Origin of the sequence: Butyricicoccus sp. AM78-15b2TA (assembly GCF_027665985.1) — a bacterium.
GTDB lineage: Bacteria > Bacillota > Clostridia > Oscillospirales > Butyricicoccaceae > Agathobaculum > Agathobaculum butyriciproducens.
The window spans coordinates 45546-62928 of record NZ_JAQEHY010000002.1 but is presented as its reverse complement, the minus strand read 5'-3'; the positions used below and the strand labels follow the sequence as shown (position 1 = coordinate 62928).

The window sequence follows — 17383 nt, the reverse complement described above, 5'->3', positions numbered from 1 at the left end:
TGCCCTGAGGTACGACTCGGCGCACCGTTGTAAACGATCTGCACATTGCCTAACCGTAGGGGCGAACATTGTTCGCCCACACAACGTAAAATCATACGTTTTTCCAATTGTGAATCCAGTTTCCAACCGCGACAATCAGCCACACCACCGAAACCGCCGTCGGCAGAAACATTGCGGCAGCTGTGGACGTCATAAAATTCGTCACACCGAAAAACGGCACGAGAAACACACTAAACGGCAGCAGCACCGAATTTACCGGAAGGATATCCGCCGTCATAAGCAAACCGGCTGCCGCACCCATCGCAATCAGCGCCGATGCAATCGTCAGCAGGCACATTGCAGTATTGCTTTTCCGCCATTCGTACAGCAGCAGCGATACCAGAACGATAAACACCGCGCTGACGCAGAATTTGCCTGCGCTCGCGGAACCGCCGTGAAGCCAGTCCGAGCCGTTTACGGCAAATGCTGCTGCGGTGCTCAGTCCTGCGAGAATCGTCGTAAGTTTACGGTTCATAGGCGTCTCCTTTTCTGTCTCTACGGCACCTGTTCCATCTCCGCACTTTCCTCCGGAATGGTACTGTCATCCACGGCCTCGGTGCCGATCTGCTCCTCGGCGTGGACGGTGAGGTACAGCACTGCCGCGCCGTTCTGCTCGGTGAGCGTTTCGCTGTGGCTCGTCACCATGCCGTCAATATCAGCGGCTGTCTCGCCCAGTGCGCGCGAGAGCATATCCACCCGCACGTCCTCGGCGGTGCACATCGTCGGCTCCCGCTCGTAGAATGTATACGTTTGTGTGACCAGCGCCACAGGCAGCACCACGCTGTCCGACAGCCAAAAATGTCTGGTCGTTATTATTTTATCACAAGTGCCCCCTGCAATTCCACTGCCAATATAGAAATTTAACCGTTTATTTCCCATCACCAGTGCATATTGATGACGAATTTTACCCGTATACCGCTTTCTCTGCTCGGTGAGCGGCCGCGCTGCCCGAACCGTATGCGTGGTATACGCCTGCACGGTGCCGTGCGCATGCGCTGTGCGGTACTTTCCGCCTTCGCGTGTCGGCTCCACCAGACCGCTGATGAGCGTATCGCCGGTCTGCACGGCATCTCCTGCCTGCACCATTGGCTGTCCCTCGAGCGCACGCACCTGCGTGACCACGCCGTCCCGCGCGGCCACCACCTTGGTGACCGCGTGCTCGTCCAGCACCTCCGGTGGGTCGGTACTGCCGTAGGCGACCACGGTCAGGCTGTTGCCCCGCAGATTGAGCGAGAAAAACGTGATATTCGGCTGCAGTTGCATCATCTTCCACCGTATCTGACGGGTGTTCAGGTCCTTGATGGGCATGCCGATATGCACCCCCATTTCGCTCAGCTGCTGCATGACAGCCACCTCATCTATCGCCGGTGCGATCTCGGTCTGTATCGCCCAGATGTGCGTGCCGAGCAGCCAGCACAGCGCCGCTGCCGCTATAGCTCCGCCCCAGAGCGCCGTACGCGGACACAGACGCGCCGCAAGGAACGGCAGACCGCGTTTCCGGAGAATATGCACGCGGCAGCCGGTGCGGCCCATGTGCCGCCTGAGCATCCGGAAATCCCGGATAGACAGGGTTGCGTGCAGCTCATTCCATGCCGTGCGGTCCATCTGCCGCAGCGTGATACCCTGCGCCGCGCACAGGTTGAGAAACCGCGTCAGGCTTGCGCCTGTCACGCGCACGCGCACCTGCCCGCAAGCCAGCAGCCACAGCCGCCCGATCATTCGCGCCCCTCCTTTCTCACTCGGTCGTAATGTATTCCACCGACGAGATCACGCCGATCACCGCCAGTTCGTCCATGGAAAGCGCCGTCAGTTCCAGGTCTGCACCCAGAATGCGTACCTCGCACCCGCGGCATCTGACGCGCAGGATGCTGTCGTCGTATTCCTGTATGCCGCAGTGGTTCTCCACGATCACCCGGCTGTCTCCGAGGATTTCCACGCGCGGGCGGTTTGGGTGGAGGTCCTCCATGAGTTCGGCGTATAAGTTATCTTTCAGCATATCGCGCCACCTTCATATCGCATTTTACCTTCTCCGTAGGGCAGGTATAACGGTATATGTTATGTATCAGCGTACTGAAACTTTCCTGCTTCTCATACACTGTTCCGAGGTGACGCTATGAAGCTGTTCTTATCGCTGGCTCTTTTTGCCGCGTTTTTGCTTTGCCCGACCGCCTGCGCGGATGGTGTCCGCGAGGGACTTTCCCTTGCTGCCGCGCAGGCTTTACCGGCTTTATTTCCGTTTTTCGTTGTCAGCGGACTGCTTGTCCGCTGTGATACCGCGCGGCTGTCGCCGCTGCTGGCGAAGCCGCTCAGGCGATTATACGGCCTGCCGCCCGAGGCTGCGCCTGCTCTGGTGCTCGGACTCATCGGCGGGTATCCGGTCGGCGCCGCGACCGCATGTGCGCTGCTTTCCGAGGGTATGCTATCCCGCGAAGCGGCAGAGCGCGTGAACCGCTTCTGCAACTGCGCCAGTCCGGGCTTCTGCATCGGACTGGTAGGGCTCGGCGTGTTCGGCTCCGCGCGGGCAGGCGCGATGCTGTACGGGATACATATCGTTTCGGCTTTGCTCGTCGGATTGTTTTTCGCGCGTACCCCGTTATCTGCCGTGTCGCAGCGTATCCATAACCGGAACCGCACCTCATTCCCCTCTATTTTCTGCGCATCCGTGCAGCAGGCAGCATCCACGGCGCTGACGGTAACGGCATTTCTGACCATGTTTTCCATTCTGCTGCGGCTGCTTTCGCCGGTTTTTGCACTTTTTCCGTACGGAAACGCACTGGACGGCATGATCGAGCTGACCAACGGCTTAGACGAGCTGGCCGTGCTGCCGCTGCCGCGCAGAGCGCGGCTGACGCTTGCGTCCTTCCTGCTGGGATTTGGCGGACTGGCTGTGCAGTTTCAGGTGCGCGCTCTCGCGGAAGCGCACGATTTGCCGGTGCGCGGCCTGTTTACCGCAAAGCTGCTGCACGGTACGCTCGCAGCTGTGCTGACGGCTTTCCTGTTTTCTCTCTCGCCTGCCGTGCTGACGGTTTCCTCACCGGAGCTGACACCGATATCGGTACGGTTCCGGTATACGCTTGCTGTGCTGTTCGTTTCTGCTTTGTATCCAATTTGGGGGTGGAAAAAGCGCAGGAAATGATATATAATATTTTATATACGTCCTGTATTCACCGACACCACTCGACAGGACACTTTTACCACTGATTTTAACCGATTGGAGTGACCCTACGCATGAGGCTCAAAAAGCTGCTGCGAAAAAATATAGAACCGCGCTGCACCTACTGCGCGCACGGCTCTCCGCTGGCGGACGGCGAACGCATTGCCTGCCGCAAACGCGGTGTGGTAAACGGCACCGATCACTGCCGTTCTTTCCGCTACGATCCGCTGCGGCGCACACCGCCCAAGCCGGCGGTTCTGCGCGGGCACTTCACCGATGCCGATTTTTCTTTAGGAGATACCGATGAAGAGCAATAATTTCAAAAACCGTCTTACCGCACTGGCGCTGTGCTTTACGCTGCTGCTCGGTGCGGCGCCGATCACCCGCGCTTATGCCGTGAATGACGAGAGTGATACCTCATCGAGCCAGTCGGATTCCGACAGCACGGACACCTCGTCCACCGATTCGAGCAGCACGGATTCTGCCGACAGCAAGGATTCCAAGGACACCAAGGACGTGACCGCCGACAACGACAAGGACGTTACCGCAGCGGCAAGTGAAGCGCCTGCCGTAACGGCTACCGCCGCCCTGCTCATCAGCCCGGATTCCGACATGGTGCTGTATGAGAAAAATGCGGACGAAAAGCGTTATCCGGCGTCCACGACCAAAATTATGACCGCGCTGCTGACGCTTGAGAATGTCGAGGATCTGAACGAGACCGTCACGGCCGAACAGGGCGACTTCACCAAGGTTACAGCAGACAGCTCGAACGCAGACATCAAGGTCGGTGAGACCGTGCGCGTCATCGACCTGCTGTATGCGCTCATGCTGCCCTCCGCAAACGAGGCAGCGTACATGCTCGCGCGCCATGTCGGCGGCACGAGCGAGCACTTTGTGGACATGATGAACACCCGCGCCGAGGAGCTTGGCTGCACCGGAACGCATTTCTGTAACCCGTGCGGCCTGCACGAAGAAGACCACTACACCACCGCCCGTGATCTGTACCTCATTGCCCGCGAGGCCATGAAGAACGATATATTCACCAACATTATCGACACCGTGCAGTACCGCATGCCCAAGACCAACATGCACGAGGAACGCATCATCTTCACCACCAACCAGCTCATCTTCAGCTCGTTCAATCCGTGGTCGTACCCGTACAACAAGGGCATCAAAACCGGACATACCTCGCAGGCGGGCAACTGCTTTGTCGGCTACGCGGAGTACGGCGATGCCAAGCTGTATTCGGTCGTGCTCGGCAGTGCCACCTCGTCCAAGGAGTACCCGACGGTAGCGGCCAGCTTCACGGATACCAAATCGCTGTATCAGTGGGGCTTCACCCATTTTAAGACCAAGACCGTTGCGAAAAAGGGCGACACGCTCGCCCATGTCAAGGTAGATCTGTCCACGCAGACCGATCAGCTGGTGTTGACCGCGAAAACCGATCTGATGGCGCTGCTCCCTGCCGATGTAGAGACCGATTCGCTGGAAGCGACCCCCAATCTGCCGGAAGCCGTTGACGCACCCATCAAGGCCGGCGATGTGATCGGCAGCATGACATACAGCTGCAATGGCACGTCCTACGGCACGGTCGAGCTGGTCGCGCTCAGTGATGTGGAAATGAGCCGCGTGCTCTATTACTCGGACAAGCTGAGCCATTTCTTCCAGAGCACCGTATTCAAGATCGTGCTGATCGCAGCCGCAATCTTCATCGTGCTGTACATTCTGTTCAACATCACATTCGGCGGAATCCGACGCCGCCGTCGCCGCAAGGCGATGCGCAAGCGCTACGATAATGATGATTATCCTCGCAGACACCGCCGATAAACAATCGCATACCGGCGGTTCAGCGAACTGCAAATACAGAGGCGGACCCATGTGTCCGCCTTTCATCTTCCCCCCCAAAAAATCATACGTCAAAAGGAGCCTTTTCCCATGCAAATCATCGCAGACCTGCATACCCACACCAATGTAACCGACCACGCGTTCAGCACGCTCACCGAAATGGTGCAGGCGGCCGAGGACCGCGGTCTTGCGGCTATCGCCATCACCAACCACGGCCCCACCAATCCGGACGGCCCGCACGAGTGGCATTTCTCCAACCTGGACCTTATCCCGCGCAAGATCGGCAAGGTAACGGTCATTCGCGGCATCGAATTCGACATCACCGCTCCGGCAGGCGGCATCAACGTCATTTCCAACAAGAGTCTCAAGCCCATTGAGTTTGCGCTCGCCTCCTTCCACGAGTGCATGTTCCCGCCGGTGGACAGCAGCGTGCACACGGCGGCGCTCGAGGCCATCCTGTACAACCCGTATGTCAACGCGTTCGGCCACCTCGGCAACTCCAACTTCCCGTTCGATCACGAGTACATCATCAGCCGCTGCAACGACCACGGCAAGATTGTCGAGATCAACAACGCGTCTCTGTCCATCCGTAAGGGCAGCCATGACAACTGCATGGACATCGCCCGCCTGTGCATGAAGTACGAGGTGCCCATCTCGGTGGACAGCGACAGCCATATCTGCTACCGTGTCGGTCATGTGGAAGGCGCACTGGAGATGCTCGAGGAGATCGGTTTCCCGGAGGAGCTGATCATCAACAGCAGTGTGGAGCGACTGGATACCTATTTCAAGGGCCGCGGCCTGTATCTGTTCGACGAATAAGGAGGATTTGCGATGAGAATCGGTATTGATCTGGGCGGCACGACCGTTAAGGCGGCGCTCTGCGCCGAGGATGGTACGCTGCTGCTGAGGGACAGCCTTCCGACCCGGACCGGCAACGCAGCCGGCCTGAAAGCGGATATGAAAGCGCTGGCGCTCTCGCTGTGCAGGGCGCATGGCTGCGCGGTAGAGGACGTAACGACGATCGGCATCGGTGTGCCCGGCTCGTTTGACAAGGCGACCTGCACCCTGCGGTTCGGCACCAATCTGGGTCTGAATAACGTCAGCTTTGCGGATGCGTTTTTGCCGGAGTTCGGCTGCTCGGTGCATCTGGATAACGACGCCAACTGCGCCGCACTCGGCGAAGCGACTGCCGGTGCGGCCAAGGGCACGCGCAACATGCTGATGGTAACGCTCGGCACCGGCGTTGGCGGCGGCATTATCATTAACGGCCAGCTGTATACCGGCTGCAACGGCATTGCCGGTGAGATCGGGCACATGGTTATCCGAAAGGACGGCGAGCCGTGCAACTGCGGACGGCGCGGCTGTCTGGAGGCGTACTGCTCGGCGGCTTCGCTCGTGCGGTTTGCCGAGCGTGCGCTCGAGGACGGACGAAAGAGCGTGCTTGCCGTACACAAGGGGCAGCTGAACGCCAAGCAGATCTGCGACGCGGTGGACGCAGGAGATGCGCTCGCGCAGGAGCTGTTTGACGAATACTGCGGCAATCTGGCGAACGGTCTGGCGAGCTTTGTCAACCTGTTTCAGCCGGAGAGCATCGTGCTCGGCGGCGGACTGGCGGGCTACGGTGAAAAGCTGCTCGAGCCGCTGCGGCGGCTCACCTTCCCGCAGACCTTCCGCGGTGAGGACCGAAATACCGAGATCGTCTGTGCGTCGCTCGGCAATGACGCAGGTCTGGTGGGCGCAGCGATGCTTGTAGAGTAATCGCTTGCGAAGCGAACGAATCTTGCCTGCCCGGCAGGGGCACAAGAGGGTAGACACCAAGGTTTCCACCCTCTTGTGAATCACCCCTTTCCCTTTGGGATAGTCTGGCGAAAATCGGAGAGCGGCGACCGCTTCGAAAAGAAGAACGGCAGAGGATTTTTCTATTCGCAAGGACGGACCTATTGAGGTCCGTCCTTTTCTTTTACCTATTCGCAGTTCAGTTACCTTACTGCTACACATATGAGTTACTCTACGCAGGCGCGGCATGACAGTGCCGCGCAACTCGTTGGTCTGGTGACTACGGACGGCACCTGCGAATTTACCGATTGGTACCATCTACCCCGTAGAGGAGCACAGTGTGCTCCCACGCAATGGTAAACCGTCACGTCAATTTTCCATTCTCCATGATTCAACCGCATAGAAAAAGGGCTGACCCGTCGGGTCAGCCCTTTTCTCTGTCCTGCTGTTTTGTCTGCCGTTACTTGATGATGTTTTCGCACCAGCGCTGCATGATCGCTGCGATCTCGGCACGGGTGGCGGTGCCGGTCGGTGCCAGACGGCTGCCATTCTTGCCGTTCAGCACACCTGCGCCGACTGCCCACTGCAGAGCCGGAATCGCGTACTCACTGGCCTGCTGAACATCCACATAGCTGAGAATATTGGTATTCTCACCCACGCTTACGTCGATACCCTTGCTCTTGGCGTAGCGATACAGGATCGCTGCCGCCTGCTCGCGGGTGACGGCGGCATTCGGTCGGAAGGTACCGTCTGCATAGCCGGTTACGACCTTATTGGACGCTGCCCAGCCGACTGCTTCGGCATACCATGCGTCAGCCTGCACATCCGAGAAGTTCGCCGCTGTGCCCTTCGGCTTGCCTTCCAGGTTATACAGGATCTGCACGAGCATACCGCGCGTCAGGTTGGCATTCGGTGCAAATGCACGGCCCGATACACCGTTCATCATTTTGTGCGTGAGCACATAATCAACGGACAGATGATACCACTTTGCAGTATCTACATCCGTAAACGGTGCGGACGGACAATCCTTGCCGCCATCACACGGCTGATCTGCGGTGGTCTTGAAGCCCACGCTGACCTTAGCCGACGGCATCTTAAAGGTGTATTTGCCGCTGCCGAGGTCGGTCAGGGCAACCGTCTTGCCGTTTGCGTCCGTGACAGTCAGCGTACCTTCTCCGGCAGCAGTCAGCGTTACGGTGTCGCCTGCGGCCGCCTTGGTCTTATTCGCCTTGACGATATTCGCCAGTGCGGACGGGATCACGATGTCGTAGGTGGTCGGGGCAACGGCTCCGCCGCCGCCACCGCCGCCGCCGCCCGAAGTCGGCGCGGTATACTTCGTCCAGCTTACGCCGAACGGAGACAGGCTGGTTACATGGAACCGCAGACCATCGTTCTCCTTGGTGATATGGGTAACCTTCTCGATCTTGCCCTCGGAGCCGGTCTTGGTCAGCATATGGACGATCTGGAAGGTATCCTTGCTGTCCGTACCGTTCGGATACGGCAGAACAACGTCTACACCGTCCGCCGGGAAGTTGTTTTCGTTTACCGGAATCCACTTGCCGCTGTCATAGTATTTAAGCGCGATGTCGTAGAACGCCACGCCATCCTTCCTGCCAGTCAGTTCCGCTGTCAGCTTTGCCTGAATCTTTTCGACCGTATCCAGTTCCGGAATATTTTTGAATTTCTCCGGAACGGTCAGACTGCCGATGATTACCTGATGCGCTTCTACGCTCATATCCGGCACTGCCGTTACGTTCTTGATCGTGACGGTGTAACTGCCGTTTGCGTTCTTCTTGGCTTCCACTGCGTTACAGCCGTGCAGCGTTGCATTTTCGACAAGTTTGCCGTTGATGCAGTCGTAGCCGTTGATGACCAGCTTGCTGATTACCGTGTAGTCGCCTGCCAGACCGACTGTGAATGTCAGATCGCCGTTCTTGCGGATTTCGCTTGTCGGCTGCGTATCATTCGGTACGCGCTTCACATCGGAGACCTTCCAGCCAATGCCGCCGGTCGGGATAACGAAACCTTCGTAGGGAACGAACTTGACAGCCACATCGGTCTTGCCGGTCAGGCTCGGGATAACCAGCTCGTTAGAGATGTTATTCTGATCTACACCGTTTACCGTCCACTGTGCGACCATCTGCTTGTTTCGTCCGTTTTCTACGGCAGGCGTTGCCGTGAATATGATCTTGCTGCCGCGGGTAACACTTGCCGGACTGTTCTTCTGCGGCGTAATGGCCTTGCCGTTTGCCGCTGCAGCAACCGTTGTGCCGGTATCTGCACCCTGAACATCCAGGGTTACATCGTAGTTGATCGCGCCGTCAAATACGGCCTTGACTGTGGTATTTCTGCGAATTTCCGTCAGTGCCAGCGTATTGCCGGAGGCAGCCTGTGCAGCACCGCCGTTAACCGACCATTCCTTGAGATAGTAGCTATTGCTGCTCGGCACTGCCGTAATAGTCGTGCTGCCGCCGCGCTTGACGCTTGCCGGTTCTGCCGACGCCGTACCGCTGCCCTCGCTCGTTACCGTAATGGTGTATGTCGGGCGCTCAATCAGCGTTGCGGAAACCTCGGTATCTGTGGTTACATTCTGCACGGTGTAACTGAGCGGTGCATCCGCCGTATCGGTCATCTCAGCGACTGTCGAGCCGTTCACCTGCCATGCCTGCACCATATCGTCCGTGTTCTCCGGCGTTACGGTGAAGGTTACGTCCGAGCCGGAGGAAACATAGCCGTCCGTGATCGTCTTGCCGTTTGCGGTGATGGCGATATTGCCGTTTCTGCCGTTCCGCACGGCGCTGACCGGAACCATTGCCTTGAAGGTGACTGCAACCCTGCTGTTTTCGGTTACGTTCAGGGTGTAGGTGCTGCTGCTGTTGGCAACCGAATGACCGTTTACCGTCCACTCGTCAATCTCGTAACCCTCATTGGGTTCTGCAGTGAAAGCAACCTTAGTGCCGCCGTTGACCCGTGTGCCAGCTGCAACCGATGCACTCAGCGTGCCGTTTGCCGGCTGGCTGTACGTTACTTCGTACTCGCCTGCGCTGAACTGTGCCGCAACGTGATATACCGTTACGTTCGGCTGCGTAAGATAGCCGTTCTCGACCGTCCAAGTCAGCGTATTGCCGCTGCTCTGTACAGCCTCGCCGTTTACCGTCCAGCCGATCACATTCTGACCTGCCGGCGGTACTGCCGTAAAGGTGAGCGACTCGCCGCCGCGCGCGGTCGTTTCGCCGCCGTCTACGGTGACGTTATCGCCTGTGGTGATGTCATACTCAACCTGCCGGAACTTCGGTTCAATGTAAATCGAGCTTGCACTGGTCGTATTCGGATAGGTGTAGGTTTCGCCTGTGCCTGCGCTGTCGTCACGCACATTATTGATATACCAGCCTTCGATTTCGTAACCAGGCTTTACCTCTGCCGTGAACTGGATCGGCACACGTGCCGCAATATTCGCACCGGCAGCCGCATCCTTGAGGATAGACTCGCCGTTCGCAATGGCTTCACTCAAGTAGCCGCCTTCGCTCGTTTTGTCCGTCGGACCGAAGGTGATGCCGGTCACCAGCTTGACAAAGCGGACCTGAACCGTCGTTTCATCCTGCGGTTTGCTCAGTGTCTTGCGCGTTGCGGTATCCGCCGTGGTCTGGCCGTTGATGGTCCAGTCCTGTACGCGGTAGCCTGCGTTCGGCACCGCCGTGATCGTGATATTCGAGTCGCGGTAGAAGCTGTGCGTGCCTGCTTCGAGGTTCTCCTGTTCGTATGCGCTCATGCCCTTGCGGGTGATTTCTGCGGAAACCGTGCCGCCGTCTCCCTCGTCACCGAGCGAATCAACGGACAGGGTGAAGTCGTACTGCGGGAGCGCCTTAGACGTTGCATGAACGTCTACATTGCTTTCGATAGAGCCACTCCGGGTATAAGTGGTGTTATCATTTTCTGCTCCGTTGACATTCGTCCAACCGGTAACGTTCCAGTTGTCAGTCTCGTAGCCATCATCCGGTGTTGCCGTAAATACGATATCGCCGCTGTACTTCTCGACATGATCGCCGGTGCTCAGCGTCTTGTTACCCTGCTTTGCCGTTACGGTGATGTGAGTGTCACCGCCAAAGGTTACCGTCGGCTTCTCTGCAAAGATTACCTGAACCAAGGTATCCTTCGTAATCTGGATATCATCCTTCGTTACCTCACCCGGCTGATACTTCTCTGCACTGTCATAATCGAACGTCTGCGCTGCACCGTCAGTTGTAACGATAATGCTCTTAACGAAGTAGCCAGCACTCGGTGTTGCTGTAATTGCTGCCGTGCTGTTCATATTCACATGGCCGTTTTCACCTGCCGCACCAATCAATGTTACATTCTGGATGCCGCGTGTGCCAGCAACTTCGACTGTGCCGTTGACCGGCGCAGCCACTGTCACCTTCGGCTTCTCCAACACCGTTACTTCAACTGCGGTATCGGTGTTCCAACCGGTCAGAACCGCCTTGTTGGCGTCCTGTGCGTCCTGCGCTGCGTTCTTCCAGCCGGAAACGTAGTAGTCCTCGCCTACCGCAGCTGTGAAGGTCACTTCGGTGTACGCCGGAATCGTATCGCCGCTGTGGATTTCCGTGCTGCCGATTTTCGCGGTGACAGACGCGATATTCGTATCCGTGATATCCTTGCCGTCTGCGTCCACCGCCTTGAAGGTGATCTTTGCCGCCTGTGCTGCACTGATCACGATCTTGACCTCGTGATCCTTCGTGATATTGCGCAGCGTAAAGCTGGTTTTTGCACCCGAACCGACTGCCGCCTTGCCGTCTACCTGCCACTCCTTGACCGTGTAGTTATCGTTCAGATTTTCCAGCGCAAAGGTCACTGCCGCGCCGTCCGGAATGGCATTAAGGTCTGCCTCCGTTCCGTCCGCCAGCTTTGCAGAGGTCTGCTGCTCACCGATCGCCGTACCGGATTCGTTCACGTAGGTGAAGGTCACCTTATGGGTCTTGGCGTTGCTGAACGATACGCTGACCGTGTGATCCTTTTCGATGTTCTCCAGCGTCAGCGTTTTCTCACGGTACAGATCGGTCGTACCCGGCCAGTAATACGGCTTGTCGTCCACCATCCAGCGTGCTACCGACATACCGGTGATCGGCGCAGCCGTGAACGTCACATTTGCGCCTTCCGCAATCTTCTGTCCGGTCATGACTGCACCGCCGTCCTTCAGTGCTGCGGTCAGCTCACCGCCTTCGCCGCTGCTGAAGGTAATCGTGTGCGAATCACTGCTGAAGGCTACCTCTACGTCCAGCTTTTCCGTCAGCGCCGCTACCGTCAGTCGTTCGCCGACCTTTTTGCCGTTCGACAGAATCTTCGTCACCTTGTACTTTGTATTACCGGTAATGGACTGACCGTTGACCTTCCATTCCTTTACAAGGAAACCGTCGTTGCTCTTGGCATCAAACATCAGCTTGGTGTTCTTAGCGATATTCTTACCGCTTTCAAACTTCTGGTCGAGGTCGCCGCTTTTGTAGCTTGCACTGAGTGAGCCGCCTTCACCGGCGTGATAGGTTACGCTCAGGGTGTCCTGCTGGACAACCAACATGCGCTTGGTCAGATTCAGCTCGTACTTCTCGAGCAGCGACTTCACAGCCGTGTTCTCACCGTTGACGGCAATCGTTACCTCAAAGCGGCCGCTGACGTTCTTTCGGTTGCCATTGTCATCATACAGCGCACATGCGGCTGTAATTGCCGACGGCAGGGTGTCACCCGACTCTAGAGCATCCGACTTAACCTCAAATGCGCTCTTGCTGTCCGGCGCTTCGGTCGAAGTGTGCTCGCTGTTATCCTTATCCCAGGTTACATACAGCTCCAGCGGCTTGCGCTTTACTGTAATGGTCGTGGAGGCCAGCTTGGTGCGCTTGGAAGTATCGCTATCATCCTGATATGCCGTAATGATATAGGTTCCCGCCTTCTCCGGTCGGAAAGTGCTGCCGGTGATAGCCGTTTCCGGACTCTCGCTCTGACCGGACTGACGCCAGGTGTAGGTGATTCCCGTAACCTCTGTTTTGCTGCCTGCGGTAACATCGTTTCCGTTTTTCGTTACAGTCTGCTGCTGCACGGTCAGATCAATCGGCGTACCGTATACGCTCGTAATCTTGTTTTCGTTGCCAACAGCGCTTTTAAGCGTGTAAACGGTCTCCGTTGTGTTGGTCTCGCCGTCCTTTACGCTCTGCACGCCTGCCAGATAATATACCGTATCACTTGTCAAGCCGCCAGTCGCGGTGGTCGTGATGGCATACAGACCGGCTGTCGGTGCAGTCCACGTTTTGCTGTCCGTGCCGCTGCTGTTCGTTCTGCCGACAATCGTGCTGACCGTGCCGTCCGACGTGTTCGTAATCGTCAGCGTGTACTCCACATTGCCGAGTGGAGCGTCGTTCTTTTCCGCCTTTTCCGTCGTTTTCGTTGTCAGGGTCAGCGCCGTACCGGAACCCGGCGTAGAGGTAGTAACCTTATTTGGAACCGTAGTTTCCTTTGTTACCAGTGTGAACGAAGGATCCGTATAATTGCCCAGCTTCGTCTGCGGTGTGCAGGACAGCTCGGTCAGTTCATAGCTGTTCTCTGCCTTCTTCAGCATCTGATAATACTCGACGGTATAGGTGTCCTCTGCGGTACTGTCTGCACCACTGGTCGACTTATCCATCTTGCTGAGGATATAGCGCGGAACTTCAACTCCGTTCTCCGTCACCTTATCCTCACCGTGAATCAGGTACTGCTCGCCGTTCCGGTACTTGCTTTCGTCGTATTCCGCGGCTGTCGGTACATACGTTGTACTGTCCAGCGTAAACGCTTTTGCTTTTTTTGCGTCTTGGTCTATCACCACAGTTTCCGGCGTAATTGTGCTCGGCACCGTTACTGCCGTCTCACCGTTTTTCCACTGATAGGTGGTATTCATGGTGAGTTCCGCACCTGCGGTATATGTCTCGCCATTCTTTGTTACGGCGTAGTATACGGTCGATATCGAACCGTTTGTTTCCCTCTTTTCACCGATGCCGACATATTTTTCCTTTTGATCGTTTACCTTGTAAACATTCAGCGTCATGCCATCGGCTTCTACGGTGCACGGAACGGTTGTCTTTACGGATTCTGTCGTGGTTTTAACCGTGTTGAAATTACTCTGACCGATATACGGGGTATCCTGAGTGCCGCTGCCCTCCAAAGTAGAAGTACAGGATACCGTCAAACCGGCGGTTGCCTGCGGTGTACCAACCGTCAGCGTTGCCGCATCGCTGTAGAACGAAATGGGCGTTCTTGCACCGTCATAACATGTTACCACGCAGCGGTACATCGCACCGTTTAGGTCACTCGTTACCGATTTTACAGTATAGCTGTCCTTAGCTGCCCCTGCAATATTGCCCCACTTTTTGCCCGGCAGACGCTGCTGCCACTGGTATCTCGTGCTGCTGTACTCAGCAGGTACAGAAGCCAGTACCTCGAAGGTCGCCGAGCCGTTCATCTGAACGGTTGCGTTATGCGGTCCGTTGATGTCCGGACGGCTCTTATCATTTGCCAGAGTTGTACCGGCAATAATCTCGCTTTCAACCGATTCTTCCTGACTGGTGTAATATCCCGAGGTAATCGCATACTGATACTTCGTATTAGGTGCAAGATCCTTCAGCGTGTACTCATACTGACCACTCGAAGATTCAGCCGCATCCACAGTATCAATCAATACGAACGGTTCTTCCTTATTATCTTCAAGATAGCGGTAAATCTTGTAATACTCTGCCGGACGGTCGCCGGATTCCCACGACAGCACCATGCTGTTGGTGGTCTGCTCGCTCAGCGACAGATCCTGCGCCGGAGACGGCGGTGCCGTCACATTGCTGACAACATAGCCCAATACCGGTACTTCATCGCCGTTGAACGGTACCGTCCATGTGCCGAAGCTCCAGTCAAAGTTATAGCGCGAATCGCCGCCGCCGGTAACAGCGCCCAGCTTGGTAATCGTATTGGTGTTTACCCTTTCGGTTCCGGCGCTTGCTCCCCAGTGATAGCCGCCGCCAGCCTTGAAGCCGCCAACTACACCATACATCTGCACCGAACCCTCATAGGAGTACTCAAAGTTTACGCCGCTGCTGGTTGCAACCGTAAAACTCTGCAGCTGTGTACCCGAATCTTTGTAATGACCAACTTTACCGGACTGCTCCGAATGGGAACCGCTCGGCAGACTGGAACGATACGTATTCGGCTGACCGGACGTGCCCAGATGCAGGTTGCTGCCAATCTGCTGCATACCCTCGTACGCCGAAGCAGCCTTATTATAAGTATCTACCGAAACCATGCGCATCGAAGGATTACCCGGAACCGCCAGCGTCATAGAACTGGTCAGCTTCGGCGAATTACCCTTCATTGTGTCATCCGGATACTTCACCTGATACTCGTAATAGGTCATCGGTGTTGCATACATGAGCACCATATTGTCGTTCGTATCATTAGAATACTCGACCGTTATTTCCTTGCTTGTAGATTTTGTTGCACCAACAGTAAAGGTATGACTGGTATTAAATTCAACACCGCCGCCGGTCTCAATCAGCGGTGCAACATATTCAAAGCCCGCCATGATATCAAAACCAAACGAACCGGATGCCGTTACTACTACAGTATTATCCTTACTGTATCCGATTCCGGTCTGCGAGTTTCCGATATCGCCGTCATTCACCTCCGCAAAATGCGGCGACGCCTCCAGAATCGCCATTACCTTCGGATCGGTATAGCCGGTGCTGACGCTTTGGATCTTCGCAAGCATGGCATCGTTGTTCACATCTGCCGTTGTAAGCGCCAGATTGCAGTTGCTCTTGTCATAGTATGTCCAATCATCCTCCCAGCGCGTGAACGTGCTGCCAGTCGATCCTTTGTAAAGCTGACCAATCTTCAAAAACTGCTTGTCGAAGGTCTCCTGCTTGCGGTACTCAACGTAGTATACCTGTTCCATGCCCTGCTTGTTGCCGTTAAAATTGCCGACGGCATAGTCCAGAATACCGCTGTTGTTAATGAGTCGGCCGCCCAGCCAGCGGTCATGTCCCTTATCCGAGCCTTCCAGGATAGACAGCTGCTTGCCGTTCGCCGGGTCGACTTTATACATACTGCCGGAAATGAACAGATATTCCTGGGTGTTCACGCCGTCCGCCGCAACAGCCGCTACCGCGATCGGATTCTGCACATCGTCACCCTTGGTGCCGGTATTGGTAAAGCCGTTGGTGACAACTTCGGTCGCCTTGCATTTCGCTGTCCACGAATTATCATTCGTGCTGTACTGATAGCTGTATGCCAGCAGCTTGCTCTTGTCAAAGTCGCAGTCCTGATAATTACCATTCTTATCGTAGTAGCCTACCGCAACAACTTCCGGCGGCATACTGCCGCTCGGCGCATCGCTGACATAACCGATGGTTACGCCTGCAAAACGGGCACGGCCGCTTGGACCGTCATTGCTGTTCAGCAGTTTCTTGTTCATCAGCTGCTTCCAGCTTTTATTGTTGTTGTAATCGTAAACCGTCAGATAGGATTTCTCGTAGTCGGTATGACCGTCATACGATTTCTCCTTCAGGTCGTTGACATTGACTGTCATTGCCAGCTCGTCGATACCGTCCATATCCACGTCGCCGACTTCCATATCAACGCTCAGATGCGCGCGCAGCTCGTTATCGCCGTTGCCGTCGTGGTACAGCATTGCTTTCAGCGCGTCTCGGCCGCCGTCGATGACGTCACCGAGGTTAATTACACGACCCTTGTCAGTCAGTGTGTCGCCGCTGAACGTATACTCCTTAATGCTGTCTACCGTATCCGTACTCTTGTTGTTGCCCGGCGTGTAGACCATCAGGGTGTCCTTGCCGTCGCCGTCAAAGTCGCCGGCGGTCAGGCACAGCATAGCGCGGGTCTGGTAGAATTTCAGTTTCTTGATGTATTCACTGTCGCCACCGCAAACATCCTTAACACCAGACACCTTGCGGTCCTTGTTGGTGACATACAGCTTGAGCCGCTTTGCGTTCTTATCGAACACCAGATTAGCGATGTACTCATCTTTGCCGGTGCCGTTCGGGTCAAATGCCACAGTCGCAATACGCTCGGCATTGCCGACATCGGTCGAGTTGCTCCACCGAAACGTAGACATCTGATTGCCCTTTCCTTTGACTTCGCCCTCGTATGTCGTCTGGAACTCATCCGAGTCCACGCCGGCTACAACCAGCTCGTGGTTCTGGAACAGCGGAACCCATCCCAGCGTGCCGTATGGGTTATTACGAAGTGTGGCTGTGTCTTTTATGCCCGTTTTTTCTTCCGTGGGCAGACCAAAGCCATCTGTTGCTGCTGCAGTATCCGCTGCCGCCGCCTGCGGCAGCACGATCTGCGGCAGCAGACCTGCCAGCATACTGCATATCAGCAGCAAACTGCAAATTCTTTTTTTCATTTTTCTTCCTCCTTGCCTTATGAAATAAACGGTTTCCACGGCTTTCCCCTTGCTTTACTGCGGAGCACCGTCCGAGGATACAGGTATTTCACCCTACTTTCAGTATAAAGGCAAAAAGACAGCGGACGGCGAAGGTATCA

Annotated in this window: 9 protein-coding genes; 5 read left to right on the top strand and 4 right to left on the bottom strand. The window is 56.1% G+C overall.

The genetic code is table 11. The annotated features are described in order from the left end of the window. Nucleotides 1–91: 91 nt before the first annotated feature. The 3 genes from PGS25_RS02310 to PGS25_RS02300 are packed head-to-tail and all read right to left on the bottom strand — an operon-like array spanning nt 92 to nt 2035. Nucleotides 92–514, bottom strand: coding sequence for a hypothetical protein (locus tag PGS25_RS02310; RefSeq protein WP_270417570.1), 423 nt, complete (start codon nt 512–514; stop codon nt 92–94). Between the two features lie 20 nt (nt 515–534). Then, on the bottom strand, nt 535–1758 hold the full coding sequence (locus tag PGS25_RS02305; RefSeq protein ID WP_270417569.1) for a sporulation protein YqfD: 1224 nt from the start codon (nt 1756–1758) through the stop codon (nt 535–537). A 16-nt stretch (nt 1759–1774) separates the two neighbouring features. Then, nucleotides 1775–2035: a YabP/YqfC family sporulation protein gene (locus tag PGS25_RS02300; protein WP_116705406.1), complete on the bottom strand. Its 261-nt coding sequence runs from the start codon at nt 2033–2035 to the stop codon at nt 1775–1777. A gap of 117 nt (nt 2036–2152) precedes the next feature. Between PGS25_RS02300 and PGS25_RS02295 the strand changes: the two genes are divergently transcribed. The 5 genes from PGS25_RS02295 to PGS25_RS02275 all read left to right on the top strand — a co-directional run bounded on the left by PGS25_RS02295 (nt 2153) and on the right by PGS25_RS02275 (nt 6796). After that, nucleotides 2153–3175 (top strand): sporulation protein, encoded by a 1023-nt coding sequence (locus tag PGS25_RS02295; protein ID WP_270417568.1) that lies wholly within the window; start codon nt 2153–2155, stop codon nt 3173–3175. 92 nt (nt 3176–3267) lie between these two features. Further along, nucleotides 3268–3510, top strand: coding sequence for a hypothetical protein (locus PGS25_RS02290; protein ID WP_110436314.1), 243 nt, complete (start codon nt 3268–3270; stop codon nt 3508–3510). Continuing rightward, the gene (locus PGS25_RS02285) at nt 3497–5020 is read left to right on the top strand and encodes a D-alanyl-D-alanine carboxypeptidase family protein (RefSeq protein ID WP_270417566.1); all 1524 of its coding nucleotides are present in this window, start codon (nt 3497–3499) and stop codon (nt 5018–5020) included. Before PGS25_RS02290 ends, PGS25_RS02285 begins: the two co-directional genes overlap by 14 nt. Before the next feature lie 108 nt (nt 5021–5128). Next, on the top strand, nt 5129–5857 hold the full coding sequence (locus PGS25_RS02280; RefSeq protein WP_118360312.1) for a phosphatase: 729 nt from the start codon (nt 5129–5131) through the stop codon (nt 5855–5857). A gap of 12 nt (nt 5858–5869) precedes the next feature. Next, nucleotides 5870–6796: an ROK family protein gene (locus tag PGS25_RS02275; protein WP_270417564.1), complete on the top strand. Its 927-nt coding sequence runs from the start codon at nt 5870–5872 to the stop codon at nt 6794–6796. Nucleotides 6797–7274: 478 nt separating this feature from the next. Here PGS25_RS02275 and PGS25_RS02270 read toward each other — a convergent pair whose 3' ends face one another. Further along, complete coding sequence (locus tag PGS25_RS02270) at nt 7275–17243, bottom strand: InlB B-repeat-containing protein (RefSeq protein WP_270417563.1); 9969 nt, start codon at nt 17241–17243, stop codon at nt 7275–7277. Between the last annotated feature and the right edge of the window lie 140 nt (nt 17244–17383).

Coding starts and splice junctions, on each gene's coding strand:
- PGS25_RS02310 (WP_270417570.1), bottom strand. CDS start 514: ATGAACCGTAAACTTACGACGATTCTCGCAGGACTGAGCACCGCAGCA.
- PGS25_RS02295 (WP_270417568.1), top strand. CDS start 2,153: ATGAAGCTGTTCTTATCGCTGGCTCTTTTTGCCGCGTTTTTGCTTTGC.
- PGS25_RS02285 (WP_270417566.1), top strand. CDS start 3,497: ATGAAGAGCAATAATTTCAAAAACCGTCTTACCGCACTGGCGCTGTGC.
- PGS25_RS02305 (WP_270417569.1), bottom strand. CDS start 1,758: ATGATCGGGCGGCTGTGGCTGCTGGCTTGCGGGCAGGTGCGCGTGCGC.
- PGS25_RS02300 (WP_116705406.1), bottom strand. CDS start 2,035: ATGCTGAAAGATAACTTATACGCCGAACTCATGGAGGACCTCCACCCA.
- PGS25_RS02270 (WP_270417563.1), bottom strand. CDS start 17,243: ATGAAAAAAAGAATTTGCAGTTTGCTGCTGATATGCAGTATGCTGGCA.
- PGS25_RS02280 (WP_118360312.1), top strand. CDS start 5,129: ATGCAAATCATCGCAGACCTGCATACCCACACCAATGTAACCGACCAC.
- PGS25_RS02275 (WP_270417564.1), top strand. CDS start 5,870: ATGAGAATCGGTATTGATCTGGGCGGCACGACCGTTAAGGCGGCGCTC.
- PGS25_RS02290 (WP_110436314.1), top strand. CDS start 3,268: ATGAGGCTCAAAAAGCTGCTGCGAAAAAATATAGAACCGCGCTGCACC.